We start from the raw sequence: 26,967 nt of genomic DNA on the forward strand, positions 1-26,967 counted from the left end.
TCCGTTAGCGATAGCGGTGTCCAGGTGCGTGCCTCGTGGTGGCGGAGGAGCGGCCTCGATGTTTTTCCATCGTGGCCGTTTCTCCGCTGCCGCGAGGCGCGTGCCTGGGCGCCGGTAGCGCAACGGAACCTCCGACACGGCGCACTAGTGTGCCCCCGGCGAGCCGGAAAGAAGCGACCCCGGCGCTGGTTTCCTCAACGCCGGGGCCTGGAGCTTGCGGGACCTCGAGTTCCGGCAAGTTCCTGCCCAACCTGTGCCCCGAAGCCCCAGACCTATTCGCGCCGAACCGGTGACTTACCGCGCCTGGGTGAGTACTTGGAGTAGGTTCTCGGCATGCTGAAGCGCGCTGCTGTCATTGCCGGAGCCCTGCTACTCGCCACCGCCGGTGCCGCGACGGCCTCGGACCACAAACTGGGCTCGGACCACAAACTGATCGTCGGCGGCACACTCGCCAGTACTACGGAAGCGCCGTGGGCGATCGCCCTGACCAACAGTTCCTCCGCGGAGTCGAGCGGCCGCTGGTGTGGAGCCGCGCTGATCAAGGCGAACAAGATCATCACCGCGGCCCACTGCATGATCAAGCCGATCGGGACCTACACCGCGATCCAGGGCCGGCCAGACCTGAGCAACCCGACCGCCGCCCGCATGTCCACGATCAAGTCGATCTGGATCCACCCTGGCTACAACCGGACCGACAACCGCTACGACTTCGCGGTACTGACGCTCAACCGGCCGATGACGAACGTACCGATCCTGCCGCTGGAAACGAACCCGAAGGCTGACCGCAAGGGCGTCGTGCCGACGGTCTACGGCTGGGGCGACACGCAGAACACGGGTCCCGCCGACACACTCGGCAAGCTCGCGGTACCCAACCTCGGCGACTCGACCTGCTTGGCGAACAAGGAGTACGTCGACATGGGGTACGCCGCCGCCACGAACCTGTGCGCGGGCTACCTCGACGGCGGCCGCGACGCCTGCCAGGGCGACTCCGGCGGCCCGCTCGTCCTCAACGGCCGCCTCCTCGCCACCGTCTCCTGGGGCAAGGGCTGCGCCGAACGCGGCTACCCGGGCGTCTACGCCCAGATCGCACCCGCAGCGAAGGCCATCCAAGCTCAGCTGCTGCGTTAATCCCCGCGACACCGCCGAGAATCAGGTTCGTTAACCCGTAACATTCCTGACCCGATCGGCGCAAAGAACTCACAACGCGGATACAGCGCGGAAACTATTTGTCCTTACCTTTCTAGGCAGCTACACCCCCACCCGCCTAGTGAGGAGTTGGCAAATGGCCCAAACCCGACGGCAGTTTCTGCACCAGGTCGGCATCACCGGTGGTGCCGGTGTCTTGTACTCGACGATGGGCGCGCTCGGTCTGACGACCGCCGCCGAGACGCCGGCCTTCGCAGCACCGACGCGCAACGAACTGAACGGACGCGGCCGCAAACACGTCGTGATCCTCGGCGCCGGGATCGCGGGACTGACCTCGGCGTACGAGCTGGGCAAGGCCGGCTACAAGGTGACGTTGCTGGAGGCCCGGCAGCGGCCGGGCGGGCGGAACTGGACCGTCCGCGGCGGTACCGAGGAGAAGGACCTGCACGGCAACACCCAGCGGGCCGGCTTCTCCAAGGGGCAGTACCTGAACGCCGGGCCGGGCCGGATCCCGCAGCATCACGTGACGCTGGACTACTGCCGCGAACTCGGCGTCGCGATCGAGCCGTTCGTGAATCAGAACGCCGACGCCTACCTCTATCGCGAGGGCAGTACATCCCTTTCCGGCAAGGCGATCCGGCATCGGACCGCGAAGGCGGACGTCTACGGTTACGTCTCCGAACTGCTCGCCAAGGCCACCGATCAGGGTGCGCTCGACAGCCTGCTGACGGCGACCGACAAGGAGGCATTGATCGGCTTCCTCGGCAGTTTCGGTGCCATCGGCAACAAAACTGCCGGCTTCGCCTACACCGGCACCGGGCGTCGCGGGTACGAGGTCGAGCCGGGCGCCGGACTCGAGGGCGGCACCACCGCTTCGCCGTACCCGCTGGCCGATGTCTTCGCCAGTGGCGTCGGGAACTACTTCTCGTTCGAGTTCGGCTGGGACCAGGCGATGATGATGTTCCAGCCGGTCGGCGGGATGGACCGGATCTCGTACGCCTTCGAGCGGGCGATCGGCCGGGAGAAATTCGTGTACGGCGCGAAGGTACTCGGGCTGCGCAACACGTCGTCGGGCGTCTCGGTCGTCTACAGCACCGGCACCCATCCCAGGGAACTCAAGGCCGACTACGCCATCAACACCCTCCCGCCGCACATCGCCGCGACCGTGCCGTCGAACCTGCCCGCCGACATCGTCAGCGCGTTGCAGTACGCCCGGCCGGGCAACGCGGGCAAGATCGGGATCGAGTACGGCCGGCGCTGGTGGGAACTCGACCACCGGATCTACGGCGGCATCACCAACAGCAACCTCGACCTGGTCAACATGTGGTACCCGTCGACCGGGTTCCACGGCGAGCGCGGCACGATGGTCGGCTACTACAACACCGGCGCGAACGCGACGGCGTACGGTGCGCTCAGCCCGGCGGCCCGGTTCCAGCGAGCCGTTGCCCAAGGCACCAAGATTCACGGCGAGATGTACGGCAAGGACATCTTGGCCTCCTTCTCCGTCGACTGGGCCGGCACGGAGTACTCGCGTGGTTCGTGGGTCGGCTGGCCGTCGCAGACCGACGGCGTCTACGCGAAACTGCTCGATCCCACCGGCAACATCTACTTCGCCGGTGACCACCTCAGCCACGCCATCGCCTGGCAGCACGGCGCGATGGTCTCCGCCCGGGCGAGCGTGAGCGCCCTGCACAGCAAGGTGATGAGCCGATGAAGCGCAAGGTCGTTGCTGGACTCGCCGTGGTGGCGATCTCCTTCTCCGCCGGTACTGCGACCGCCGCCGGCTGGTGGGACCGGCCGAAGCCGCCTCGCCCCGGCACCGTAGTACCGGCTCTCCCCGCCGGGCAGGCGAACCCGATGATCGCCACCGGTGTCGGGATCGGCGCCAACACGCCCATCTACAAGACGAGCGGACTCGGGCCGGCTGCTCTGAACACCGATGCACCCGCGGGCAGCGAAGCGGCGTACGTCGACACGGGCGTCTTCCCGGGCGGCACTCTCCCAGCGGGCGTCACCATCACCGAGGCTCAAGGCATCAACGTCCTCCGCCGCATCGGTGAGAATCTCAAGGCGCAGGGGCTGTCGTACTCGGACGTCTACACAATGCGCGTCTTCCTGCAGAACCCCACGGGCGCCGCAGCCGCCGACTTCGCCGGCTGGAACCGCGCCTACCGCCAGTACTTCGCCAACACCGACCTCACCACCGGCCAGTACGTCCCCGTCCCCCTCGGCACAGCCGCACCCGCCAAGCCTTTCGTCATCAACAAGTCCCGCCCGTCCCGCTTCGCCCTGGAAATCGAGAACCTCCCCGTGGCCGGCTGGCTGGTCGAGGTAGAAGTCGACGCCGCCTACCCCAGCCGCTGACGGAACTCGCGGACCGCCACCACTACGGAACCCGGCACCGACGCCCCGACACGCCGCAGGCAATCGGTTGCTGGCGAGGTTCGGTAGTGGTGGCCGTCCGCGCGCCCATGTTGACAGTGTCAATATGACAGTGTCATGATCGGGGAATGGAACTGTGGACGCTTGGTGAGTTGGCGGAGCGGGTGGAGGCGGCGCTGGCCGGCTACCCGGGTCAGGTCAATGGCCGGGTGCGCGCTGTTCCGGATCAGCGGGCGATCCGCTGGTACACCACGACCGGCCTGGTCGATCGGCCGGCCGAGATGCGCGGCCGCACCGCCCTGTACGGCCGGCGCCACCTGCTGCAGTTGGTCGCGATCAAACGCCGCCAGGCCCAAGGACACACCCTGGCCCAGATCCAGACCGAACTAGCCGGCGCAACCAACGAAACCCTCCAACCCATAGCCGGCCTCCCCACCGACCTACCCGAACCGATCACCACTCTCCCCGCCGACGTGCGCGAGCCGAGTTCCGCGCGCCAAGGCGACGTGCTCGGTGAGAAGCAGGCCCGCTCCCGCTTTTGGAGCGATCGAGTGCCCGCGACGCCGACCGATGCTGCACAGCCACTGACAGCGGCAGCGGCGCCAGCAGGCGCAGGCAGCGCTGAGGTGGTGGCGGCGGTTCGGGTTGCTGATGGGGTGACTGTGGTGTTGGGGCAGGCTGGGGTTGTTTCGGATCCAGGGCGGCTGGCTGCTGCGGCTGGGCCGTTGGTTGCGGAGTTGGTTCGGCAGGGGCTGCTTCCCCAACCGTCAGGAGACGAGTCATGACCGTTCTACCCACCCTCGGTCCCGACGAACTGCGGGACGCCACCGACGACGCCGGTCTGGGCGCGCTGCTCACCGAGCGGGGAAACCTCCCGCTGGAGCGGATCGACGCCCACGCCACCATCACGGGCATGGTCGCCCGCACAGTGCTGACCCAGGAATTCCACAACCCGCACGACGTCCCGCTGGAAGCGACGTACATCTTCCCGCTGCCCCCACGCGCCGCGGTGACCGGCTTGCGGATGACAGCCGACGGCAGAACCATCGACGCCGAACTACGCGAACGCGCCGAAGCCAGAGCCGCGTACGACGAAGCGCTGGCGGCTGGTCAGCGAGCGTCGATCGCCGAAGAGGAGCGGCCCGACGTCTTCACCCTTCGCGTCGGCAACATCGTCGCCGGCGAGCGCGTGACTGTACGACTCACCTTGGTCGGCCCCCTCCCGTACGAAGACGGCGAAGCGACGTACCGGCTGCCGTTGGTTGTCGCGCCGCGCTACATCCCCGGGGCGCCGCTGCCCGGGCCGAGTGTCGGCGACGGGTATGCGCCGGACACCGACGCAGTACCGGATGCCTCTCGCATCACCCCGCCGATCCTGCTCCCCGGCTTCCCGAATCCCGTCCAGTTGAGCATCCGGGCCGACGTGGACCCGGCCGGTCTTCCCTTGCAGGGTTTGCGTTCCAGCCTGCACGCGATCGGCACCGACGAGAGCGACCGGATCACCAGCGTCGCGATCAACCCGGGTGAGCGAGTCGATCGCGACTTCATCCTGCGCCTGGCGTACGGCGAAGCCGAAGCCACCGCGACCAGCTTTGCCGTAGAGCCAGACGAGGACGACGAGGGAACGTTTGAGCTGACCGTCCTGCCGCCCCTCAAGGCCGTCGCGCCCCGCCCGCGGGACGTCGTCCTGGTCCTGGATCGATCCGGCAGCATGCAGGGCTGGAAGATGGTCGCGGCCCGCCGAGCGGCTGCTCGGATCGTCGACACGTTGACGGCCGCCGACCGATTCGCAGTACTGAGCTTCGACAGCGTCATCGAACGACCGTCCGGCCTACCGGAAGGGTCGTTGTCCGAGGGCACCGACCGCCACCGCTTCCGCGCCGTCGAGCACCTGGCCGGCCTGACCGCCCGGGGCGGCACCGAAATGCTGGCGCCGTTGCGAGAGGCGGCCAGGTTGCTGGGTGACGACAATGAGCGCGAACGCGTCCTGATCCTGGTGACCGACGGGCAGATCGGCAACGAAGACCAACTCCTGTCGGAACTGGACACACCTCTGGCCGGCGTACGGATTCACACCGTCGGCATCGACCGAGCAGTGAACGCAGGCTTCCTCGGCCGGCTGGCCGGTCTCGGCGGCGGCCGCTGCGAACTGGTCGAGAGCGAGGAACGCCTCGACGAGGCACTCGACCGCATCCACCGCCGAATCGGTACGCCGCTGCTCACCGGCCTCGCGCTATCCGCAGACGGACTCGCCCTGGCCGACATCAGCCCGGCCCGGATGCCCGACGCCTTCGCCGGCGTCCCACTGGTACTCCGCGGCCGATACCGCGGTACGCCGGAGAACGCCGTCGCCCGACTGCAAGGCATCACCGCCTCGGGCGAGGAATGGCACGTGACGGTGCCGGCCGTTCAGACGAAGGGCGCACTGGCCCAGGTCTGGGCGCGCGGCCACTTGCGTGATCTCGAAGACCGGTACACCACGACGCCCGGCGACGCGCAGGAACTGGAGCGCCGGATCGTCGCGGTGTCGTTGCGGCACCACGTGCTGTGCCGGTTCACCGCCCTCGTCGCCGTGGACTCACGAGTCGTCGCTGCGGGCGGTCCGAAGCACAGCGTGGTCCAGCCCGTCGAGCTGCCATCAGGCTGGGACGCCGGACAGTTCGCCAGCCCGCAAGCCTTCGCCGGCGGCCCTGCCGCACCGGCTGGCGTTCCCCTCTCAGCGGCAGGTGGTGCTGGCGACGCGGCCCCGAGGGCAATGAGCCTCGGATTCACGCACGCAGCCCCGGCCCCGAGTCGGGGCATGAAGCGCAGCCGTCCGTTCGCTGCGTTCCAGGAGCAGGCCGAGGTCATGCGGGATCCGCTGACCGAGGCACGCATCCAGGCCGCCGCCGAGGTACGACTGCTCCGCAACGCCGGTACGCCGACGCCAGCGGAACGGCTGACCATCTTGGCCGACCTGGCCAGTCGCATCGCCGCCCTGACCCAAGCCGTCGGGCCGGAAGCCGATCCACTGCGCGAACTCGTCACCGCCCTGGCCGTCTGCGAAACCGCCCCACTCGACGAGGTCCAACTCGACGCGTTGTGGCAACAAGCCTTGCGAGTCCTCGACGAGTTCGCCGGCGCAGTACCGACCACCCAGCCGACGACCCAGCCGACCAAGCGAGCCTTCTGGAAGAAGCCCTGAAGACTTACTCGAAGCGTTCGTAGGCAGGCAGAGTGAGGAAGTCGATGTAGTCGTCAGCGAGGGCCACGTCGAGGAAGGTGGCCCGAGCCGTCGCATAGTCGGCCGGATCGCCGTCCAGCTTGGCGATCTCCTCATCGGCGAGGGTGGTGACCAGCTCGGTGGTCACCACCGCGCCGGTGTCGAGGACGACGTTGTTGTGCCGCCACTGCCAGATCTGCGAGCGCGAGATCTCGGCGGTGGCGGCGTCCTCCATCAGATTGAAGATGCCGACGGCACCGGTGCCTTCGAGCCAGGCGGCCAAGTACTGGACCGCGACGCTGATGTTGTTCCGCAGACCGGTCTCGGTCACCTCACCTGGGGTCGACGCGACATCGAGCAGCTCCGCGGCCGTGACGCGCACGTCTGAGCGCAGTACGTCGAGCTGGTTCGGACGGTCACCGAGGACCGAACTGAAGACCGCTTTGCAGGTGTCGACCATGCCGGGATGCGCGACCCACGATCCGTCGAAACCGTCGCCGGCCTCGCGGGTCTTGTCTGCCTCGACCTTCGCGAACGCCTGCTCGTTGACCGCCGGATCCTTACTCGGGATGAACGCCGCCATCCCGCCGATCGCATGCGCGCCGCGCTTGTGGCAGGTGCTGACCAGCAGCTCGGTGTAGGCGCGCATGAACGGTACCGTCATCGTCACCGAGTTGCGGTCCGGCAACTGGAAGTCAGCGCCGCGGGTCCGGTACGTCTTGATCACGCTGAACATGAAGTCCCAGCGGCCCGCGTTCAGCCCGGCCGAGTGCTCGCGCAGCTCGTAGAGGATCTCCTCCATCTCGAAGGCGGCCGGATAGGTCTCGATCAGCACGGTCGCCCGGATCGTGCCGCGCGGCATCCCGAGGAAGACCTGCGCGAGGACGAAGGCGTCGTTCCACAGCCGTGCCTCGAGGTGCGACTCCATCTTCGGCAGGTAGAAGTACGGCCCGGCGCCGCGATCGCGCTGCAGCTGCCCACAGGCCACGAGGTACAGCGCGAAGTCCACCAGGGACCCTGAGGTGCGCTCGCCGTCGACGAGCAGATGCTTCTCCGGCAGGTGCCAGCCGCGCGGCCGGACCACGATGGTCGCGAGCTCCTCGTCCGGCTTCAGCTCGTACGACTTGCTGGCGGTGCTGAAGTCGATCTTCCGGGTCACCGCGTCGAGCAGGTTGAGCTGCCCGCCGACCACGTTCTCCCAGGTCGGCGTGTTCGCGTCCTCCTGGTCGGCCAGCCAGACCTTGGCGCCGGAGTTGAGCGCGTTGATCGTCATCTTCCGGTCGGTCGGCCCGGTGATCTCCACCCGCCGGTCGACCAGCCCGGGCGCCGCCTCCGCCACCCGCCACGAGAGGTCTTCGCGGACGGCCCGGGTCTCCTCCAGGAAGCCGAGCGAACCGCCCGCGGCGATCTCCTCCACCCGCGCCCGCCGCCGCTCCAGCAGCTCCAGCCGGCGCGGGTTCAGCTCCCGATGCAGCAGCTCGATCAGCTCCAGGGCCGGCTCGCTCAGGATCTCGTCGTACCGGTCGTTCATCGGTCCGGTGACGTCGACAGACACAGGTTTCTCCTCAGCTGTCCTGCAGTAGGGGCAGGACGTCTCGCAGTACGGCGGCATGGTCTTCGGGCCTGGCCAGCCCGAGGTTCATCGTATTCACGCCCAAGTGCGTCGCGCCCAGCTCACGCCAGCCGGCCACGAATCCGGGCCAGTCCTTCTCCGGTACTGCGCCCAGCGTGAGCCGCGCCTCGAACCCGAGCTCCGCCGGATCGCGGCCGGCCTCCACCGCAGCTGCGCGGACCACCTCGACCTGCGCGCGAGCCCGATCGTGCGGCCTGCTCTGCGGCATCCACCCGTCACCGATCCGCCCGGTACGCCGGAGCGCGGCCTCGGCGTTACCGCCGAACCAGATCGGGATGCTCCGGCGCGGCGGTAGAGGATTGAGCCCGGCCTCGACGACCTCGTGGAAGCGGCCCTCGGACGAGATGACGGGGTCGGCCCAGAGCTTGCGCAGCAGTCCGACCTGCTCGGTCAACCGCGCACCTCGCTCCGAGAAGGGAACCCCGAGCGCCTGATACTCGACCTCGTTCCAGCCGATACCCACGCCCAACCGCAGCCGGCCGCCACTCAGTACGTCGACCTCGGCGGCCTGCTTCGCGACCAGAGCAGTCTGGCGTTGCGGCAGGACGAGTACACCGGTGACGAGCTCCAGCGTGGTGGTGATGGCGGCCATGTACCCGAAGAGCACAAAGACCTCGTGGAACAGGGATTGGTCGGTGTACCCCTTCCAGCCCGGCCGGTTGGCGGGATCGGCACCCAACACGTGGTCGTAGGCAACCACATGCGTGTAGCCGGCCGATTCGACGGTCTCGGTCCAGTCGCGGACGACGCCGGGATCAGCCCCGATCTCGAGTTGTGGAAAGACGGCACCGATCCTCACGAGGCGACTCCCTTGAGCAAGTTGACGAGACCCTGGACGGCAAGGTCGAACGGTTCGCCCGACCCCGCCGCACCAGCCAGCACGTACCCACCTTGCAAAACGGCCGCGATGGTGGCGGCGGTCTGCTCCGGATCAAGGCTGGCCGGGTACTCGCCCGACTCCTTGCCCTCGGCAATGATTTCGGCGAGCCGGGTGCGGATCCAGCCGAAGGTCTCGTCCACCGGCGCACGCAGTACGGGGTCGGCCATCACGTCCGGGTCGGCGGTCAGCCGGCCCATCCGGCAGCCCTTGAGCACCTCGCGATCGCGCTGCAGATACGCGGTGATCCGCTCGGTCGCCGTACCGTCGCCGCCGAGTTGCTCCTCGGCCGCCGCGCGCAGCTCGGTGCCGGACCGTTCGATGGCCGCTTTGGCCAGCTCGGCCTTGCCGCTGAAGTGGTGATACATGCTGCCCTGACCGGCGTCCGCGGCGAGCTGGATGGCCTTCGGACTGGTGCCGACATAGCCCCGCTCCCAGAGCAATTCCTGCGTACTCCGGATCAACCTTTCCGCTGTCTCCACGTCGCCACGGTACCCCGTCTGTACGCACCGATAGGTACAGGAATCCCGGCCGCTCTGTTACCGGCTTATTTCCAGCGGCGGCCGACGCACCCGCGACAGGACCGCGGCCGCGCTCTACAGATATTGTCGGGCGGCATGAGCACCAGGGTCGCGATCGCCGTCATCACCTTTCGGCGACCCGCTCTCCTGGAAGCGCTGCTCGACAGCCTGCTGGCCCAGGACCTTCCGGCCGAAGAGGATTTCGCCGTCCGGATCATCGTCGTCGACAACGACGACGAGGGCAGCGCGACCGACGTGATCGCGCGCGCGGCCAAGGACTCCCGCTACCCGGTCGAGGCCGCGGCGGAACCGGAGCCGGGAATCCCGTTCGCCCGGGAGAAATCGGTGCTGCTCGCCTGGGACGACGACGCGCTGATCTTCGTGGACGACGACGAGGTGGCACCGCCCGGCTGGCTTTGCACGCTGCTGCGGGCCTGGCGCTCGTCCGGCGCCGACGTGGTCACCGGGCCGGTCCGGGGCATCCTGCCGCCCGGCGCCCCCGCCTGGAACCGGCACAGCGACGTACACGACTCGACCGGGCGGTACGAGACGGGCGACGTCCGCAACAAGGCGTACACGAACAACACCCTGGTCGCGCAGCACGTCTACCACTCGGTGACGCCCAGCTTCCATCCCGCTTTCCGCTATACCGGCTCCAGCGACCTGCACTTCTTCCTGCGGGTGCACCGCGCGGGGTACCGGATCGTCTGGTGCGAGGAAGCCCAGATCCACGAACACGTCCCCGCCTCCCGGACGACGCTGTCCTGGCTCGTCCGCCGCGCCTTCCGGTCCGGGAGCGGCGACACGATCAGCCGGCTGCTCATCCGGCCGGGCGCGCGCGGTTATGTGCTGGTACTGGCCTATTCTTTGGCCCGGATCGTGTCGGCCCTGGCGTTCGGGCTCGGCGGTCTGGTGCTCTTCCGGAAGGCCTACCTACTGAAGGCTGTCCGCCGGTTCTTCTCGGGCATCGGCAGCCTCGCGGGGATAGTAGGGATCAACCATGACGAGTACCGGGAGCGGCACCATCCTGACGGTGACGACGCTGTGCCAGGCGGTCTGGAAGGTGGAGCGGGAGCTGGACCTGCTGACCTGGCAGATCGACGGCGTGCGCCCGTGGCCGATCATCCGGATGCGCATCTTCCATGAGCTGACCCGCCGCAGCGGCCTGCACGGCGACCCCCACCCGGTACGCCGTACTCGCGCGGACCAGGCACGTCTGGTCGCCGAGCACGTGACCGGCACGGTCACCCGCAACCCGTTCCTGGCGCGCGGCTCGTTCGACTCGCTGGTGGTCCCTCATCCGCGTAAACCCGGCGGCGTCGAGATCTACACCGACTCGCTGCGCGCCTCGCTCGGCGACTCTGCGCTGGTGCTGGATTCGGGCATCAACGGCACCCCGTTGCCGGGCAGCGTCAACCTCGACTTCTTCACCTCAGCCGCCGGGGCGATCCGCAGCCGCAAGGCGCATGCCCGTTGCGCCGAGATCACTGCCGCGCTGGAGGCCGAGACCGGCATCAAGGTACCGGTGGCCGCGTTGATTGCTCGCGAGGTGCCGAAGCACAAACGGCTGCGTGCGATATATCGCACGCTGCTGAAGCGCCGGCGGATCAAGACCGTATACGTCGTGGTCGGGTACTTCCACCAGCACATCGCCGGGGCCGCCCGCGACCTCGGCATCCGCGTCGTGGAACTCCAGCACGGGGTCATCAGCCCCTACCACCTCGGCTACAGCTACCCGGGACGTCCCGAGGTGGCCGACCAGCCCGACGAGCTGTGGTGCTTCGGCTCGTACTGGACCGATGTCGCCGACCTGCCCGCGGGGATGAAGGCCCAGGTGGTCGGCGCCTCCTTCATCTCCCCGCTGTCCCCGGCCGAGCTGGCCGCCAAGGACCCACGGCTGGTCGTCTTCTTGTCCCAGGGCACGATCGGCCCCGGCCTCCTCGAGTACGCCGCAGCGCTCGCGTCCGCCCGCCCGGACCTGGACGTGGCCTTCCATCTGCACCCGAGCGAGCGCAGTACGGACTATGTCCTGCCTGCCGGCGTCCGGTTGTCGACTGACAACACGCTGGCGGTCCTGGCGTCCGCGACCTATCAGGTCGGCGTCTCCACGACCGCACTCTTCGAAGGCATGCTGCTCGGCTGCCGCACGGCCGTCGCCGACCTCCCCGGGCACGAGTACCTGGCCCCCAGCATCGCCCGGGGCGACTCCGCCCTCATCCCCGGCCCGGATGCCTTGGCCCCCGCCCTCGACACCCTCCCCCGCGCCTCGGACCCCAGCGCGTACTACGCCCCGCCCCGCTAGCCCGTCCCGCGCGTCGCCCCGCTAGCCCGTCCCGCGCGTCGCCCCGCTAGCCCGTCCCCCGCGTCGCCCCGCTAGGCCGTCCGCCGCTAGCGCGTACTACGCCCCGCTCCCGCTGGTGCCCTGCGGCCGAAGCTAGCGCCCCGCTAAGGCTGGCGGCCGATGTAGCCGAGCAGCCGGTCCTGCAGCGGAGCATCCTCGGGGACGGCGATCTCGGCGCCGAAGACCTCGATGCCCGGTCCGAAGGCGTCCGGGGTCCGGTACTTCTCCATCACGTCGGCCGGGATCGCGGTGGTGCTCGCCCACAACCTCTGCACGTCGACCGGGTCCATCGTCTCGTCCTGGCCGGTCGCACGGGCCAGATCCCACCCGTGCAGGACCAGGTCGTCACTCACGACCTGGTCGATCTGGCCCTCGACCGTCATCCGCCCGGCCGGCGTCTCGCACTCCTGGGCGGCCAATGCCGGATCGTTCAGCACCGCCTCCACCGCCGCCCTCGCCCCCCAGAACGCCGCGAGCGGATCGTCCTGCACCGGCTCCAGCTCTCGCCCCACCGGCATCAACATGTAGCCGTGCATCGCCACGATGTGGTCGACGACATCGCGCGCCGACCACTTCGCACACGGCGACTGGTTCCCCCACTGCTCCGGCCGCACCCCCGCGACCTTCTGCTCGAACGCATCCGCCCGACGCCGGTACCGCTCCGCGATCTCGCCCATCTCGTGCCTCCCAGTTACCCGGCCGGGTGGCCGGGCAGTGGGACCGAGTATGTACCCGGATCAGCCTGCTTGGGTGAGTGTCTGGGTCGCGCGGTTCTGGACCACCTTCAGCGCACCGGCGTCCTTGACCCAGTTCCCGCTCCGCGACCCCGCCGTACCGGCTGTGGTGGTCGGCGCCCGGGCAGCGGCCGAGGTGTCGGAGCTGGCCGGGCTGCTGGAGTACGAGATTCCCGAAGGATTCTGGGCGGCGTTGAGAAAAGGTTCGTGAGGGCCGCTACCGTCAGACTTCAGAGATCTGGCGAGGAAGGGTGGAGCCGGTGCGCTACATGCTGCTGCACAAGACCAACGAGAAGCTCGAGGCGGGACAGGCTCCCGATCCGGCGATGCTGGCGCGCGCGGACGAAGTACTGGAGGAGATGCGGCAGGCCGGCGTCCTGTGCTCCGCCGAAGGGCTGATGCCGAGTTCGCGCGGCGCCCGGGTGACGTTCCCCGGAGGTAACGAGCCGCGGGTGCTCGACGGGCCGTTCACCGAAACCAAGGAACTGATCGCCGGCGTCTCGATCATCCGCGTCGACTCCAAGGACGAGGCAGTCCGCTGGGCCCTCCGCTTCGCCGACGCCGACCCGGGTACCGAGATCGACATCTTCGAGGTCGCCGGCTGATCCCGGCTCGCGGGTCTGTCCGCAACCCGGCGTACCCGGACGGGACAGCACGCCGAAGGGTCGGCGACGAGACCCTGGGGGCCCGAAGTCGGCAGGGTCCGGACACCCGCGCATACCCAGCTCGGCCAGCAAACGCTTCCCTCGGCGTGTCGGGGCATCGGCGCCGGGTCGTGCGTGCGCAGCCGTCCGCGGGGGCTAGGCGGCTAGCGTGCCTTCTTCGGCGGTGACCAACTCGTCGATGGCGGCGAAGAAGCGGGCGATGCCGGGGAGGTTGCCGCCCTTGGCTCGGGAGGCCGCGAAGTCTTCGGGGGTCTCCCATTCGACGATGTCCAGCCATTCGCCGCCGGGCAGCTCGACCAGCTGTGCCGCGACGAAACCGGCACGGTCAGCGGCGAAGTCCGCCAGCATCCCGGGACGCGCGGCCACCAGCTCGGCGGCCTTGTCCGCAGCCACCCTGAACCGGGTCAGTTCGATCGTGGTCATCTTCGCGTCATCCCATCATCAGTCACGTGCCTTGATAGTCACCAATCATGACTACCTGATCGAACCACCAACCCGTGCTGGGCATTCCCCGTCTCAGGAAGTGAACAGCCGGACCACCCCGTCGCCGGAGCGGACAGTCCAGCCGTCGGTGTGGTACGTGATGATCTCGCCGGGTTGGGCTGCTTGTTCGCCGGCGGAGATGAGCTCGATCCGGCGTACGGGCTGTTTGGTGCCGGCGACGATGACCTTGGTTTTGGGCTCGAGCACGTTCAGGGCCGCGGACTTCCGGACCAGTACTGCGCTTGCGTCCGTCAGCCGGAGCACCTGCTCCTCCGGGGTGAACATCGGCGCCTCCGACGCGATGGCCGGGTCCTGCGGCATCCCAGGGTCGCCGGCGAGAGCCCGCGCGGCCCCCTCTTCGAGCACCTCGCGCAGCATCTCCCGCCACGCCTGGAAGATCGCCGGCCCGGTGAGGTCGTCCGGCAACGGCCGCTCGCGCCGGCTGAGGATCGCGCCGGTGTCGAACTCCGCCTCGGTCCGATGCAGCGTCGCGCCGACGGTGGTCGCGCCCTCGTAGACCAGCCGGACCGGATTGGGCCCCCGCCCGGCGGGCAGCACCGACGGGTGCAGGTTCACGGCGCCGTACGTGGGGATCTTGAGGATCTCGGCCGGGATCAGCCGCGGGAACGCCGCCGAGATCACCAGGTCCGGTTCCAGCGCCGCGATCACCGGCGCGGCCACGGTCCGCAGCTTGCCCGTGACCAGTACGTCGGTCGTCCGCGGCAGCTCCAGCACGAACGGCTTCACGTCGGCGCCGTACCGGTCGCCGGCGCCGGCCGGTGGAGTCACCACCAGCACGATCTCGTGGCCGTACTGCTCGGCCCAGCCCGCGATGTTGGTGTAGCCGGGCAAGAACGCGTTCATCGTCACGATCCGCATGAGGGCAGTCAATCACTCCGCCACGTTGGCTGCCGCCCACGAGGAGATGTCGTCACGGCGGATCGCCGCGGCCATCAGGTCGGGGAAGAGTTCCGGCGTACAGGCGAAGGTGGGCACACCGAGATCGGCCAGGGCGGCGGCGTTCTCAGCGTCGTACGACGGGGTGCCCGAGTCGGACAGGGCCAGCAGAGCGATCAGCTGGACGCCGGATTCGACCAGGTTGCGGGCTCTGCGCAGTAGCTCCTCGCGGATGCCGCCTTCGTAGAGGTCGCTGATCAGGACCATGACCGTCTCGCCGGGCTGGGCGATGAGCTGTTCGCAGTACGCGACGGCGCGGTTGATGTCGGTGCCGCCACCGAGCTGGGTGCCGAACAGGACGTCCACCGGGTCATCGAGCTGATCGGTGAGGTCCACGACGGACGTGTCGAAAACGACGAGGCTGGTACGCAGGGCACGCATCGACCCCAGTACTGCGCCGAACAGGCTCGCGTAGACGACGGATTCGGCCATCGAGCCCGACTGGTCGATCGCCAGTACTACGTCGCGCTGCACGCTGTGGTTGCGCCGGGCATAGCCGACTAGCCGATCCGGGACGATCGTGCCGAGGGTGGGCGAGAAGTGCTTCAGGTTGGCGCGGATCGTGCGATCCCAGTCGATGTCCGAGTGCCGCGGCCGCCCGGTACGGCCCGCGCGGTCCAGCGCGCCGGACACCGCGGCGCGAGTCCGTTCGGCCAGGCGGGCCTCCAGTTCGGCGACGACTCGGCCGACCACCTCGCGGGCGGTCTGCTTGGTTTCCTCGGGCATCACTTCGTTCAGGGCGAGCAGAGTGCTGACCAGGTGGACGTCGGGCTCGACCGCGTTGAGCAGCTCCGGTTCCATCAGCATCCGGGTGATGCCCAGCCGCTCGACCGCATCCCGCTGCATCACCTGGACGACCGTGCTCGGAAAGTACTGCCGGATGTCGCCGAGCCACCGGGCCACCCGCGGCGCTGACGAACCCAAACCGGCCGACCGTTTCGTGCCGGGCTCGCCGCGCTCGGCGTCGTACAGGGCTGACAGGGCGGCATCGACGGAGCGGTCGGCGGTGGACAGCGTCGACCCGGTCTCGGGATCAGCTTCGCTGCCGAGCACCATCCGCCAGCGCCGCATGCGTTCGTCGTCCGGCATCGTCACACCCCCAGCAATCGCGCTACGACGGGCAGAACCGATGCCGCCAGCAACGAATCGAGCTCGTTGTCGTCAGCAACCACAGCGGCGGCCGGATCGCCCAATGCGCGGGCCCGGTCGCCGATCGAGCGGCGTTCCGGCGAGGCGAACGTCCCGAAAGTGCGGCGGAGCAAGGGCAACGCCTCCAGGAACGCGTCGTCGGGGATCGCCGCCAGCCACGCGTCGACCAACGCGAGGAGCCGTTCGTCGTGGACCAGCAGGAGGCCGCCACCGGCCAGGAAGCCTTCCACGTAACCGGCTGCGTCGGCTGTCGGCGTACCGGGAGACAGCGCGCGTCCCAACCGCAGTGCCACCTCGGCCGCCTCCACGCGCGAGGTGTCGAGCATCAACCGGGTCAGGCGCCCCGAGATCAAGGGCGGCACGGACGAGCGGTCGCTCAAGCCCTGCAGGGTCATCAGCCACTCGAGCCGGACAGCCTCGTCGAGCAGGGCCGTCGCGTCCTGCACTCCATCGATGAGGTCCAGCACTGCGGCAGCTGCATCCGCGTCGAGACCGTGCACAGTCCTGCCCAGCCCCGCGCAGACGCGCGAAACCATCCGCCCGGCGACCAGCCCGAGCCCTTCGGCAGAGGAGCCGCGGACATCGCCGTACCGGGCGGACCGCGCGAGTGCCGGCAGCGCCGCCATCAGGTGCCCGACGTCCGCATCCTTCGCGGCACGGGTATCGACGCCCTGCAACAGGGTTGGCAAAGCGTCGGCAAGGTCGGCCAGCAACGATCGCTCTAGGGCGGAGGTCACCTCGGCCAGCGTCGAGGACTCCTCGGCGACCTTGAGCATGACCGTCGTCGCGGCACCCAGCACGGTGGTCCCATGGGCGCCCGCGGCGACGAGATCCACCTCCAGGCCCGGATCCCAGGCCAGCGTCCAGGTCTCCCGGAACGTGCCCTGGTTCCGCCGCTCGTCGGCGGTTGGCACACCCCAGTCGATGCCGAGGATCCGCAGCCGGTGCAGCAGCCGCGACTTCTCCAAGTCGTTCGCCTTCCGCAGGTCCAGCTCGACCACGCGCTCGGCCGCGTCCCGCTTCAACCGCAAACGCCTCGCCTGAGCCGCAAGGTCAGCCGCCACCGGCGCCTGAGGAGTCTCAGCCGGTACTGCGCCCAGCAACTCCCCCACCACTGCCTCACGAGTCACGAGGTCGAGCAGTACGTCGTTGCCGCCGCACATCACTGCGCGCGTGGCCTCCGTGACCTCGCTCAATCCAGCGAGGGGGCGCTCCCGCAACGCAGCCAGGGTGTCGGCCAGCCGTACCGCCTCGATCACGTGAGCACTCGACACCGGGAGGTCCTCGGCCCGCAGTACGTGGGCGACCTTCGTGAGCCAGCGGGTCGTGATCTGGTCGGGCGCGGTGAAGAGGTGGTGGTACCAGCCGGGCGAGGTGACGCCGGCGCCGTACCCGCTGCCGGACGCCAGTCGTCCGTGCGTCCAGGGCACCCAGGTGCAGGCGACCTTGCGCTTCGGCAGGCCTTTCAGGATCCGTTGATCATGTGTTGCTGGAGGCAACGGAGCTTGGAGCGCCGGGACATGCCAGGCACCGCAGACGACCGCGATCCGCTCAAAGCCTTCTTTGATTGCCTTGCGCAACGTCATCCGCATGTACGCCTCGCGCTGCGCCTCCCGCCCGGACGCCTCCTCACCGCGCCGGAGTTCGGTCATCGCCTCGGCGATCACGGTGAACGGCTCCGCGCCGTCCCGCCGATGCTCGATCACGTCGTCCCACCAGCGCTCGGGATCGTCGTACCCACCGGCCGCGGCCAGCGTCGCCAGCGGATCCGCCGACAACCCCCGTCGCTCCGCCCGCTCCGAACTGCCGAACTGGTACGCCGCCGGCAGATCGCAGAACCGCACCGGTACGCCGGTCGCCTGCGCGTGCCTGATCGCCTGCCATTCGGGGCTGAACATCGCGAACGGCCAGAACGCGGCCCTCGTCGAGTCATCGGCGGCATAGGCCAGCAACGCCACCGGCGGCACCATCTCCTCCGATGCCGCCAACTCGACCACCTTGTCGGCCTCGGGCGGTCCCTCGATCAGCACGATGTCGGGACCCAGCTCCGCCAGGGCAGCCGCGAGTGCCCGGGCGGACCCGGGACCGTGGTGCCTGATGCCGAAGAGGTAGACCGGGGCGGTGGGGCGGGGAAGGTATTGAACCGTCATCCGGAGATGTCCCGGCAGGCCCGGTAGAAGTCAGCCCAGCCATCCCGCTCGCGGACCACGGTCTCCAGGTACTCCGACCAGACCACTCGATCCGCCGACGGGTCCTTCACCACGGCCCCAAGGATGCCGCCGGCAACATCATTCGACCGCAGTACGCCGTCGCCGAAGTGGGCCGCCAAGGCGAGTCCGCCGGTGACGACGCTGATCGCTTCAGCTGTCGAAAGCGTGCCAGAGGGCGACTTCACGGCGGTCCGGCCATCCTCGGTGCGCCCGGACCGAAGCTCCCGGAAGACCGTCACGACGCGGCGGATCTCGTCGAGCGCATCGTCTTGCTGCGGCAGCTCGAGCGACGTGCCGAGCTGCGCGACGCGCCGGGAGACGATCTGGACCTCGTCCTCGGCATCGTCCGGCAACGGCAGCACGACCGTGTTGAAGCGCCGCCGCAACGCGCTCGACAGCTCGTTCACGCCCTTGTCGCGATCATTGGCGGTGGCAATGACGTTGAATCCCTTACGGGCCTGGACTTCCGTGCCCAGCTCTGAGATCGGCAACGCCTTCTCGGACAGGATCGTGATCAGCGCGTCCTGGACGTCGGACGGCATCCGGGTCAGCTCCTCGATCCGGGCGATCTTCGCGTCGGCCATCGCGCGGAACACCGGGCTCGGCACCAACGCCGCCTCACTGGGGCCCTGGGCAATCAACTGCGCGTAGTTCCAGCCGTACCGGATCGACTCCTCAGCGGTGCCCGCGGTGCCCTGCACGAGCAGGGTCGAGTCACCACTGATCGCCGCCGCCAGATGCTCGCTGACCCAAGTCTTCGCCGTCCCCGGTACGCCGAGCAGCAGCAGCGCCCGATCCGTCGCGAGAGTGGCGACGGCGACCTCGACCAGCCGGCGCGGGCCGACGTACTTGGGCGTGATCTCGGTGTCGCCGGCCTTGCCGCCCAGCAAGTACGTGACAACCGCCGCAGGCGACAACTTCCAAGCCGGCGGGCGCGGCCGGTCGTCGGCGGCGACCAGCGCGGCCAGTTCCCCGGCGTACTCGTCTTCGGCGTGCGGGCGCAGTACCTCAGTCATGACAGCTCCTCGTACATTTCCCGACGGAAGATCAAGGTCTCGACCAGGCGCCGCCGCCAGGTGTCTTCCTCACCGGTCGGCTCGCGGGTGATCGGGTGGTTCAGTACTTCGGCCGGCGCCGCGCGGGCCGCGATGCTCGCGAGCCGTGCCCAGCTCCTTGCAGTCCCCGCTTGGGCCAGCTGGTCCAGGACTGCATTGCCAAGCGGAGCAGGCCAAGGCACCGGCAAGCCGCCGACCAGATCGGCGATGTCGACGCGGGCGCGCAGTACTTCGATGGCCGGCACCCACTCCTCCGGCGGCAGGATCCGCAGCAGCTCAGCGACTCGGTTGCCGGTCTTCGTGTTCGCCTGCAGCAGGGCGCGAGCCCATTCGGCCGATCCTTCCCGTACTGCGGCCTGCGCCCAGGCCACCTGGAGCACCTCGGGCGCACAGCCTTCGACATCGAGCTCGAGATAGCTCAACTCGTAGGTGGACAACGGCGCGGCAGCGAGGAGCTGGCGGAACCACCAAGCCCGCTTGCCGATTCCCTCTTGCGGCTGCGACTCGATGCCGTCCCGTTCCATCGCTACGGTCAGCCTGGCCGGAAGGTCGACGGCGATGACGCCCTGACTGACCGCCAGGTGCGACCACACCCGCTGCGCCATCCGTTCGCCGTACTGCGAACCGGGGATCCGCGCGAGCAGACCGGCCGCGGCCCGGCGTACCTCCTTGGAGCGGTCATCGAGGGCTTGCTCGCAGAACTCCTCGTCGGCGCTGGACAGTCCGTCGGCGAGCAGGCCGAGGAAGTCCAGCCTGATGGCGGCGGGCTCGGACGGCCAGACCTCCTTCAAGGCCTCCAACGCGGCAGCCGGATCACGCTGCCTCAGCGATCGCAACCAGCTGCGGCGCTGGATCGGGTTGCCATGCGTCCAATGGTCGTTGCCCTCGACAACTGCCGCGTGCAGGAATCGCCAATCAGGGTTGAGATCAGCCAGCCAGCTCGCCCGACGCCCGGCCGCCTTCACCACCAACGGCCGGTACTCCGCTCGGCCGCGCGCGTAGTCGGCCAGGGCGGGGAGGTGCTCCGGTGGAACACCCCAGCCGCGGGCGTCGGCTGCGCGGAGCCACTCGCCCAGGGCAGTGGTCTGGAAGCCAGTGAGCATCGCTGCCAGTCGGCGGATCGCACTCGGTCTTGGGAGTGGCCGGTCTTCGCCTGGCGCTGCTGGGATGGGTGCTAGGCCTTCGAGCGGCTTGCGACCAGCTCGCTTGTAAAGGGTGGCCAGCGCGGCCGCGTCGAGGAGGTCGCCTTCGCCCAACTGCTCCTGGATCTTCGGCGGCAGCTCCTCGAAGCGAGGCGGTCTCCGCTCGGTGCCGAGCAGCGCAGAGCTGACCAGGCCGTCCCAGCCCCTCATGACAGGATCACCGGGCGGTCGCCGTCCCAGCAGGTCATCGGCTTGAAGCCTGCACGGTTCCACTCGCCGGCAACGGTGACCGGGTCGCCCGCCGAGACAGCGAGTAGCTTCCAGAGGTCTACGCCGGGCAGTACTTCCAGGGCGTCGCCCGTCTCGTCCACCAGCGCCCAGTACTCGCCGTTGCGTGCCGGGCGGACGTCTGCGAGGACTAGGGGCCAGCGCTCGTTCCACGGGTCGGCCGCCAGCGATTCGACATACGAGGCCAGGGCCTGCTTGGCGGTGAGGCCTCCTGGGCGCTGGGCGGGCAGGCGTGGCGCTGTTTGGGTCAGTAGGGCTCGCATGGGGAGTGCGCCGGGGTAGTAGGAGAGCACTGCGGGGACTAGCTCGCCGGGGCGGGCCGGGAGTGGGTCTAGCTGACGCCCGGCGGCTGCGAAGTTGAGGATCAGGGCTAGGCGTCCGGTACTGGAGCCGCGCAGCCAGAGGCGTCGTACGGTCAGGCGGTCGTCCGGCTCGACCACCCGGCCGAGCACCAGCCAGTCGTCTTCGACCTTCTCGCCTTCGGCCAGTACGCGGGCGGTTTCGACGGTCCAGCCGATCCTCGACTGCACTGTGTCGGCCAGCGACGGCGGGAGCTCGTTGAGTCTGGCGTGGGCTGAGACCACTAGATGGATGAGCGACAGCTCTTCCAGGAGTTCGCCGGGCCAGCCATGGTCGCGGCCGACGACACCGGCGGCTCGGCGTACGGCGCCTGCAACTCCCGGGGCCTGGGCGTCCACCATGCGCGCGGCGAGGCGGCTCAGCTCGGAGTACCCGCGTTGCTCGAACCCGCCGAGCCCACGGCGTACCTGATCGTCCAGCCAGCTCTCCAGCTCCGCCATGCCGGCCGAGACTCGATCAGCCCGCCGGGCCAGCCGCTGCTGAGCTGCCAACGGGTCGGCGACCTCGCCTGGCTTGCGCTCGGCTCGCTCGGCTCGCGTCGCCCGCTCTTCCAACCAGCTCGACGCCCACGCGGCCTCGGCAGACTGCGGCACCTCACCGGTCGCCGACAAGAGCATGAGGCTGAGAGCGTGCTTGCAGGGGAACTTCCGGCTGGGGCAGGAGCACTTGAACGCGGGGCCGCTCAGGTCGACGACGGTCCTGTACGGCTTCTTCCCGCTGCCCTGGCACAACCCCCACAGCGCGCGCTCCGAGCTGCCGAGCGCGGACCACTTGGCTCCCCGAGCCAAGGCCTGGGCAGCTTTGGCCGACGCGGGATCCGGCGCCATCCCAAGCACCTGCTCCACATCCCAGGCCGCCACAACACCCCCTGCCGCTCAATCACCTACCCCGCAGAGCATGCCACCCGCCCCCGACACCATCTCCAACCCCATCGACCAGCGGCGGCACAAGGAGGCCCCGGTGGGCCCTGACAGCACCACCGGGGCATCTTGTTGATTACTCAACAGGTCGGGACTGTACGCCTGCAAACGCTTCCCACTGAATGTCCACCCCGTGATGAGCGCCGTACGGGAACTCACCCGGCTCACCCTTCCGCGGCTCGGCGAACTCGAAGGCGTACACCGGAGCCCGTCGCGCCATCAGGTCGTTGGCCGTCAACTGGGTACACGCGCCGACCTTGCGGGTTGTCACCCCGGATTCCGGGTGACAACCCAGCATTTGAGCGGTTCACCGCCGAAATGACGGAGGGGGCCGGACTGCCACCACTGTCAAACCTCACGAGCAAACGCTTCCCCCGGCGTGTCGAGGCCCTGAGCCCGGGTTCGGTAGTGGTGGCGGTCCGCAGCCAGCCGTCACCCGCGCTCGCCCCGCGTCGTCGGTGCCTGGGCCAACCGGTACTTCGGAGGGGCGGAGCACATCGATTGACCGCGGCGGGTCAGGCTCGGGTGGTCCAGAGGAGGGTGTGGCCGGCGGTGTTTCGCTGGCGAAAGCCTCGTCGTAGCGAACCGACAGAGCGTCGTACGTCGCACCAAGTCCTTGGCAGCCTCGTTGTCTACTCGTTGGAGGCTAGTCCGTGATTGCCCTGATGGTCTTGGCGATTTCGGCCGGGGACTCTTCGGCCATGAAGTGGCCGGCGGTGGTGGTGGAGTGGTGGAGGTTGGGGGACCAGGCTGACCAGAGGGCGGCGGCGTCGAAGCCTAGGGCTGTGCCCCAGTCTTGCTGGACTACCGCGACGGGCATGCGGAGCTTGTTGCCGGCGGCAAGGTCTTCGCGGTCGTGGTCGAGGTCGATGCCGGCGCTGGCGCGGTAGTCGGCGACGATTGAGGGGATCGCCTCGCGGGATGCCTTCAGGTAGGCGGCGCGGATGTCGGCGGGGATCGCGGTTGGGTCCTTGATCCACAGGTCCAGGAAGTAGCTGAAGAAGGCGTCGGGAGCGGCGGCGATCAGTTCCTCGGGCAGGCCGGGTGGCTGGGCCATCAGGTACAGGTGGAAGGCGACGGCCGCGTTGACGCCGTGCATCGCGTCCCACATGTCCAACGTCGGCAGGACATCGAGACAGACCAGCGCAGTGATCTTGTCGGGGTGATCGAGCCCGGCCCGGAACGCGACAAGAGCACCCCGGTCGTGGCCGACCAGGGCGAAGCGTTCGTGCCCAAGCGCCGCGGCCAGGGCGACGATGTCGGCGGCCATCGTGCGTTTCGAGTACGTCGTACCGTCGGTCTCGGCCGGCTTGTCGCTGGCGCCGTATCCGCGCAGGTCAGGGCAGATCACCGTGTGGTCGACGGCGAGGTCGGCAGCGACGTGCCGCCAGATCAAGTGGGTCTGCGGGAAGCCGTGCAGCAGCACGATCGGGGTGCCGGTGCCACCGACCGCGGCGTTCAAGGAGACACCATCGGCGACCTGGATCCGCTGGTAGTCGAAATCGGGGATCTTCATGCTCGCCAGCCTGCCGCGCGCCGATGAGCATCCGATGAGCAGCGCTATACGGTGAGCGGGTGCAGGTGGCTTTCGGGGTGCTCGGACCGGTGACGGCCTGGCGGGACGGCGTGGTGCTAGCGCTGAAGGGGCCGCGGCACCGCGCGGTGCTGGCTCGCCTGATCGTCGCCCGCGGCCGCGTGGTCCCGGTCGACTCGCTCGTCGCGGACCTCTGGACGGTCCCGCCCGACGGCGCGACCAGCGCGGTCCGCACCTTCGTGGCCGCTCTACGCCGGGCGCTCGAGCCCGATCGACCAGCACGCACTCCTGCCGAACTGCTCGTCACCGTAGGTCCGGGCTACGCCTTGCGGGCGACCAACGTCGACGCCTGGCGCTTCGAGCAGGCCCTGGAAAAGAACAGCACTCTCAATGAGCTCGACGAGGCGCTGAGCTTGTGGAGAGGCCCCGCGTACGCCGAGTTCGCCGACGCGCCCTGGGCCCACGGCGAGCGATCCCGGTTGTCCGAGCTGCGGTTGACGGCCATCGAGCGGCAGGCCGAGGCCCGGCTCGCGTTGGGGCTCGCAGCGGACGCAGTACCGGCTCTGGATGCGCACGTGACCGAGCACCCGTGGCGTGAGGAGGCGTGGCGGCTGCTGGCGCTCGCGCTGTATCGCTCAGGCCGCCAAGGCGACGCACTCGCCGTACTGCGTAACGCGCGCACCCTCCTCGTCGAGCAACTCGGTGTCGACCCGAGTCCCGCGCTGCAGCGGCTGGAGACCGACATCCTCAACCAGGCTGACCACCTGGATCCCCAGGCAGCAGGACGCGTCTGGGCCCAAGCCACTGCCGCCTATGACCGAGCAGTGCCCTCCACTGCACGCGCAAGGCTGGAGTCGACCGTCGGGCTACTCCGCAACCTCGCACTGACCGGCGGCAGCGGTCTGGAGGCAGCCCGTGAACACAGGCTCGCCGCCATCGTCGCGGCCGAGGAGCTGGGCGATCCGGAGCTGACTGCCCGGGTGATCGGCCTGTACGACGTACCGGCGATCTGGACGCGGTCGGACGATCAGCAGCAAGCCGACGCCATCGTCGCGGCCGCAGAGCGCACGCTGGCGGCCACAACCCAGGAGGCGGCGCGGGCGCGCCTACTAGCCACAGTGGCGATCGAATCGCGCGGCCACAACGGCGTCCGGGGCCTAGCGGCTGCACAGGAGGCAGTGGAGATCGCCAGGCGGCTAGAGGACCCGGCCTTGCTGGCCTTCGCCCTGAACGGCCTGTTCATGCAGAGCTTCTACCGAGCCGGCCTAGCCCCCGAACGCGACCAGATCGGCGCAGAGCTGATCACCCTCGCCCGCAATGATCCAGCCATCGAAGTCCTGGGCCGCCTCATCCGGCTCCAGGCTCGTAGCGCACTCGGAGACTTCGAGAGCGCCGACGAGCACGCACTGGCCGCTGACGAGCTGGCGCAACGGTTCGAGCTGCCGCTGGTCGCAGTGTTCACCACCTGGTACCGCGCCATGCGAGCCGCCGACGAAGCGGCGTACCGGGAAGCCGCAACCCTGCTGGACGGTGCCGGCATGCCCGGCCTGGCGGAAGGCCTGCTGCCGCTCGCGCTGCAGTCGCTCGACCTCCTGCCCGCGACCCCGCCGGCAGAACCCCGCGGAGATCTCCTACTCGAAGCCCACTGGTGCCAGATCGCCAAAACAGCCATCGAGCAAGACGACCAGGCGACGATGAAGCGAGCCCTAGAGGCCCTGACCCCCGCAGCAGACGAGCTGGCCGCGGGCAGCGGCGTGGTCAACTTCGGCCCCGTCAGGCTGTACCTCGAAGAGCTTAAAAGCGCGCAGGCGTGATTACGGTCTGGCGGAGACCACGGAAACTACCGTGGTGTGGTTACGGCGTGCGGACGGACTGCTGGTCGACCCAGACCAAGTGGCCGTGGTGGCTGACCAGCACCTCGCCGCCGCGCCGGGCCAGGGCCTGACCGGCGATCCAGCGCCCGCCGAGATGGACCTGGACTGGTTCCGGCCTCGCGTTCTTGGGTCGCGCGGGGGTGACAACGGGCATGGCACCAGACTTCTGGACAGGGGCGGTGACGGATTTACGGCGTCGTACAGCGGGCACGGTGGGGTGGTGCAGATCGTTCATAGTCGCGTCCTCGGAAGGGACCGCAGTCGTCGGCGCATCCAACGCCGGCTGGCTGCTCAACCAAAGGCCACCTTACAACCGGTGACCACCCCTGACCCAGCCCTATCTCGAACTGTCCGCTGGCCGGAAACCCGGCGTTCAATCGTCAACCAGGTAAGGACTTTTCCGAACTGTCCGTCCCTAAGTCGGCCGCCCGGTCCCGGCCCCGCCCGCAGGTCAGCTGTAGTCGGGCAACTGCTGGAGTGCCCAGCCGTTGCCGTCGGGGTCCGCGAAGAAGACGAAGGTGCCCCAGGCGAACTCCTGCACCTCGCTGACCTCGACCCCGCGGCCGACCAGCTCGTCCCGGGCGGCGGCGACGTCCGCGACCACGATCTGCAGGCCTTGGACGGAGCCTGGCTCGGCCTGGTCCATCCCGGTGCCGATGGCGATCGAGCAGGCCGAGCCGGGCGGCGTCAGCTGGACGAAGCGCAGTTCGTCGGTGACCTTGTGATCGTGATCGGCGTTGAAGCCGACCTTCTCGGTGTAGAACTCCTTGGCCCGGTCCACGTCCGTCACCGGTACCGAGACCAGCTCCAGCTTCCAGTCCATCGTTGCCCTCCCAATCGTGTCCGAGTCCGCAACATATCGCGCGCGCAGACCAGTACTGCTTGACGTGACACTGCCTGGGTACCGGCCCGCTATGACCACGAATCCGGGAACCATCCATGAGAACCGTCAGGAGCAGCATGTCGGCGCCTTGGTGGCACAGCTCAGCGATGACGTGAGCCGGCTGGTTCGCGACGAGATGCGGCTGGCCAAGGCCGAGCTCAAGGACAAGGGCAAGGAGGCCGGAATCGGCATCGGCCTGTTCGAAGGCGTGCACGAGGACCTCGAGGCCCTCAAGGGCCATCAGCCGGAAAGGAAGGTCACCGCATGACCACCACGAAGACGAGCGAAACCGAAGAACTCGAGGCCGACCTCGAGCTCACCCGTCGCCACCTGGCCCAAACCGTCCAGGAACTGAGTCGCCAGCTGAACGTCCCGCTCCGCGTCAAGGAGTCGGCGAGCAGCGCCGGCCACCGCGCAGTACAGGTAGCAGGTACTGCGGGTGCGCGGGCCAAGCAGATGCCTGCGACGGCTCGTGAGCACCCCAAGGCCGCAGCAGCCGTGGGTGGCGCCATGGCCCTCGGTGTGGGCGCCGCTGCCTGGCGTGTGCGGCGCGGTAAGTAGGCGCCTGTCGGGTAAACGGCCGACAAGCCGATTCTTCTTGCTACGTAAGG

At 68.9% G+C, this 26,967-nt stretch carries 27 protein-coding genes; 12 read left to right on the top strand and 15 right to left on the bottom strand.

The window, feature by feature from the left end; all coding sequences use genetic code 11:
- The first annotated feature begins 333 nt into the window (after positions 1-333).
- The 5 genes from A3ES_RS0121555 to A3ES_RS47935 all read left to right on the top strand — a co-directional run bounded on the left by A3ES_RS0121555 (position 334) and on the right by A3ES_RS47935 (position 6,712).
- The gene (locus tag A3ES_RS0121555) at positions 334-1,128 is read left to right on the top strand and encodes a S1 family peptidase (protein ID WP_020388921.1); all 795 of its coding nucleotides are present in this window, start codon (positions 334-336) and stop codon (positions 1,126-1,128) included.
- A 154-nt stretch (positions 1,129-1,282) separates the two neighbouring features.
- The gene (locus tag A3ES_RS0121560) at positions 1,283-2,860 is read left to right on the top strand and encodes a flavin monoamine oxidase family protein (RefSeq protein ID WP_020388922.1); all 1,578 of its coding nucleotides are present in this window, start codon (positions 1,283-1,285) and stop codon (positions 2,858-2,860) included.
- Positions 2,857-3,510 carry a Rid family hydrolase gene (locus tag A3ES_RS0121565; RefSeq protein ID WP_020388923.1) on the top strand — a complete coding sequence of 218 codons (654 nt, stop codon included), beginning with the start codon at positions 2,857-2,859 and terminating at the stop codon, positions 3,508-3,510. Before A3ES_RS0121560 ends, A3ES_RS0121565 begins: the two co-directional genes overlap by 4 nt.
- Positions 3,511-3,656: 146 nt before the next feature.
- Positions 3,657-4,313, top strand: a complete 657-nt coding sequence (locus A3ES_RS52190; protein WP_020388924.1) for a MerR family transcriptional regulator — start codon at positions 3,657-3,659, stop codon at positions 4,311-4,313.
- Complete coding sequence (locus A3ES_RS47935) at positions 4,310-6,712, top strand: VIT domain-containing protein (protein WP_020388925.1); 2,403 nt, start codon at positions 4,310-4,312, stop codon at positions 6,710-6,712. The genes A3ES_RS52190 and A3ES_RS47935 overlap by 4 nt, the downstream gene beginning before the upstream one ends.
- A gap of 4 nt (positions 6,713-6,716) precedes the next feature.
- Here A3ES_RS47935 and aceB read toward each other — a convergent pair whose 3' ends face one another.
- From aceB to A3ES_RS0121590, 3 genes are read right to left on the bottom strand one after another with little or no spacing between them, the layout of a single operon-like run.
- Positions 6,717-8,285, bottom strand: coding sequence for a malate synthase A (aceB, locus tag A3ES_RS0121580; RefSeq protein WP_020388926.1), 1,569 nt, complete (start codon positions 8,283-8,285; stop codon positions 6,717-6,719).
- A 10-nt stretch (positions 8,286-8,295) separates the two neighbouring features.
- The gene (locus tag A3ES_RS0121585; protein ID WP_020388927.1) at positions 8,296-9,162 is read right to left on the bottom strand and encodes an LLM class F420-dependent oxidoreductase; all 867 of its coding nucleotides are present in this window, start codon (positions 9,160-9,162) and stop codon (positions 8,296-8,298) included.
- Positions 9,159-9,722 carry a TetR/AcrR family transcriptional regulator gene (locus A3ES_RS0121590; protein WP_026163088.1) on the bottom strand — a complete coding sequence of 188 codons (564 nt, stop codon included), beginning with the start codon at positions 9,720-9,722 and terminating at the stop codon, positions 9,159-9,161. The genes A3ES_RS0121585 and A3ES_RS0121590 overlap by 4 nt, the downstream gene beginning before the upstream one ends.
- A gap of 135 nt (positions 9,723-9,857) precedes the next feature.
- Here A3ES_RS0121590 and A3ES_RS0121595 point away from each other — a divergent pair, with 135 nt between their 5' ends.
- Both A3ES_RS0121595 and A3ES_RS56160 read left to right on the top strand, forming a co-directional pair.
- Positions 9,858-10,907 (top strand): glycosyltransferase family 2 protein, encoded by a 1,050-nt coding sequence (locus A3ES_RS0121595; RefSeq protein ID WP_020388929.1) that lies wholly within the window; start codon positions 9,858-9,860, stop codon positions 10,905-10,907.
- Positions 10,891-12,063, top strand: coding sequence for a hypothetical protein (locus tag A3ES_RS56160; protein WP_237745024.1), 1,173 nt, complete (start codon positions 10,891-10,893; stop codon positions 12,061-12,063). Before A3ES_RS0121595 ends, A3ES_RS56160 begins: the two co-directional genes overlap by 17 nt.
- A 143-nt stretch (positions 12,064-12,206) precedes the next feature.
- On the opposite strand, the gene A3ES_RS0121605 is transcribed toward A3ES_RS56160, so the two are convergent.
- Positions 12,207-12,779, bottom strand: coding sequence for a TIGR03086 family metal-binding protein (locus A3ES_RS0121605; protein WP_020388931.1), 573 nt, complete (start codon positions 12,777-12,779; stop codon positions 12,207-12,209).
- 73 nt (positions 12,780-12,852) lie between these two features.
- On the opposite strand from A3ES_RS0121605, the gene A3ES_RS0121610 reads away from it, so the two are divergent.
- Positions 12,853-13,047 (top strand): hypothetical protein, encoded by a 195-nt coding sequence (locus A3ES_RS0121610; RefSeq protein WP_020388932.1) that lies wholly within the window; start codon positions 12,853-12,855, stop codon positions 13,045-13,047.
- Positions 13,048-13,105: 58 nt separating this feature from the next.
- On the top strand, positions 13,106-13,441 hold the full coding sequence (locus tag A3ES_RS0121615; RefSeq protein ID WP_237745025.1) for a YciI family protein: 336 nt from the start codon (positions 13,106-13,108) through the stop codon (positions 13,439-13,441).
- Positions 13,442-13,636: 195 nt separating this feature from the next.
- Here the strand turns inward: A3ES_RS0121615 and A3ES_RS0121620 are convergent, their stop codons facing one another.
- From A3ES_RS0121620 to A3ES_RS0121660, 9 genes are all read right to left on the bottom strand, one after another.
- Positions 13,637-13,924: a hypothetical protein gene (locus tag A3ES_RS0121620; protein ID WP_020388934.1), complete on the bottom strand. Its 288-nt coding sequence runs from the start codon at positions 13,922-13,924 to the stop codon at positions 13,637-13,639.
- 93 nt (positions 13,925-14,017) lie between these two features.
- Complete coding sequence (locus A3ES_RS0121625) at positions 14,018-14,863, bottom strand: methionyl-tRNA formyltransferase (protein ID WP_020388935.1); 846 nt, start codon at positions 14,861-14,863, stop codon at positions 14,018-14,020.
- 12 nt (positions 14,864-14,875) lie between these two features.
- Entirely contained in the window at positions 14,876-16,030 is a 1,155-nt protein-coding gene (locus tag A3ES_RS0121630; protein ID WP_051084767.1) for a VWA domain-containing protein, read from the bottom strand.
- A gap of 2 nt (positions 16,031-16,032) precedes the next feature.
- A complete protein-coding gene (locus tag A3ES_RS0121635; protein WP_020388937.1) occupies positions 16,033-18,240 on the bottom strand; it encodes a DUF5682 family protein in 2,208 nt (735 codons plus the stop codon).
- Positions 18,237-19,316, bottom strand: a complete 1,080-nt coding sequence (locus tag A3ES_RS0121640) for an ATP-binding protein (protein ID WP_020388938.1) — start codon at positions 19,314-19,316, stop codon at positions 18,237-18,239. Before A3ES_RS0121640 ends, A3ES_RS0121635 begins: the two co-directional genes overlap by 4 nt.
- On the bottom strand, positions 19,313-20,707 hold the full coding sequence (locus tag A3ES_RS0121645; RefSeq protein WP_020388939.1) for a DUF5691 domain-containing protein: 1,395 nt from the start codon (positions 20,705-20,707) through the stop codon (positions 19,313-19,315). Before A3ES_RS0121645 ends, A3ES_RS0121640 begins: the two co-directional genes overlap by 4 nt.
- Positions 20,704-21,972, bottom strand: a complete 1,269-nt coding sequence (locus tag A3ES_RS0121650; RefSeq protein ID WP_051084771.1) for an SWIM zinc finger family protein — start codon at positions 21,970-21,972, stop codon at positions 20,704-20,706. Before A3ES_RS0121650 ends, A3ES_RS0121645 begins: the two co-directional genes overlap by 4 nt.
- A 169-nt stretch (positions 21,973-22,141) precedes the next feature.
- Positions 22,142-22,336, bottom strand: coding sequence for a hypothetical protein (locus A3ES_RS0121655; RefSeq protein WP_020388941.1), 195 nt, complete (start codon positions 22,334-22,336; stop codon positions 22,142-22,144).
- Positions 22,337-22,711: 375 nt separating this feature from the next.
- Entirely contained in the window at positions 22,712-23,581 is an 870-nt protein-coding gene (locus A3ES_RS0121660) for an alpha/beta fold hydrolase (RefSeq protein WP_020388942.1), read from the bottom strand.
- Positions 23,582-23,640: 59 nt separating this feature from the next.
- Between A3ES_RS0121660 and A3ES_RS0121665 the strand changes: the two genes are divergently transcribed.
- Positions 23,641-25,413 carry an AfsR/SARP family transcriptional regulator gene (locus tag A3ES_RS0121665; RefSeq protein ID WP_020388943.1) on the top strand — a complete coding sequence of 591 codons (1,773 nt, stop codon included), beginning with the start codon at positions 23,641-23,643 and terminating at the stop codon, positions 25,411-25,413.
- A gap of 40 nt (positions 25,414-25,453) precedes the next feature.
- Here the strand turns inward: A3ES_RS0121665 and A3ES_RS0121670 are convergent, their stop codons facing one another.
- On the bottom strand, positions 25,454-25,768 hold the full coding sequence (locus A3ES_RS0121670) for a hypothetical protein (RefSeq protein WP_237745017.1): 315 nt from the start codon (positions 25,766-25,768) through the stop codon (positions 25,454-25,456).
- 156 nt (positions 25,769-25,924) lie between these two features.
- On the bottom strand, positions 25,925-26,344 hold the full coding sequence (locus A3ES_RS0121675; protein ID WP_475008818.1) for a glyoxalase superfamily protein: 420 nt from the start codon (positions 26,342-26,344) through the stop codon (positions 25,925-25,927).
- Positions 26,345-26,387: 43 nt separating this feature from the next.
- On the opposite strand from A3ES_RS0121675, the gene A3ES_RS47940 reads away from it, so the two are divergent.
- Both A3ES_RS47940 and A3ES_RS0121685 read left to right on the top strand, forming a co-directional pair.
- Entirely contained in the window at positions 26,388-26,624 is a 237-nt protein-coding gene (locus A3ES_RS47940; protein ID WP_020388946.1) for a phage holin family protein, read from the top strand.
- Positions 26,621-26,917 carry a DUF3618 domain-containing protein gene (locus tag A3ES_RS0121685; RefSeq protein WP_020388947.1) on the top strand — a complete coding sequence of 99 codons (297 nt, stop codon included), beginning with the start codon at positions 26,621-26,623 and terminating at the stop codon, positions 26,915-26,917. Before A3ES_RS47940 ends, A3ES_RS0121685 begins: the two co-directional genes overlap by 4 nt.
- Positions 26,918-26,967: the final 50 nt, after the last annotated feature.

It is taken from the genome of Kribbella catacumbae DSM 19601 (assembly GCF_000372465.1).
Taxonomy (GTDB): Bacteria; Actinomycetota; Actinomycetes; order Propionibacteriales; family Kribbellaceae; genus Kribbella; species Kribbella catacumbae.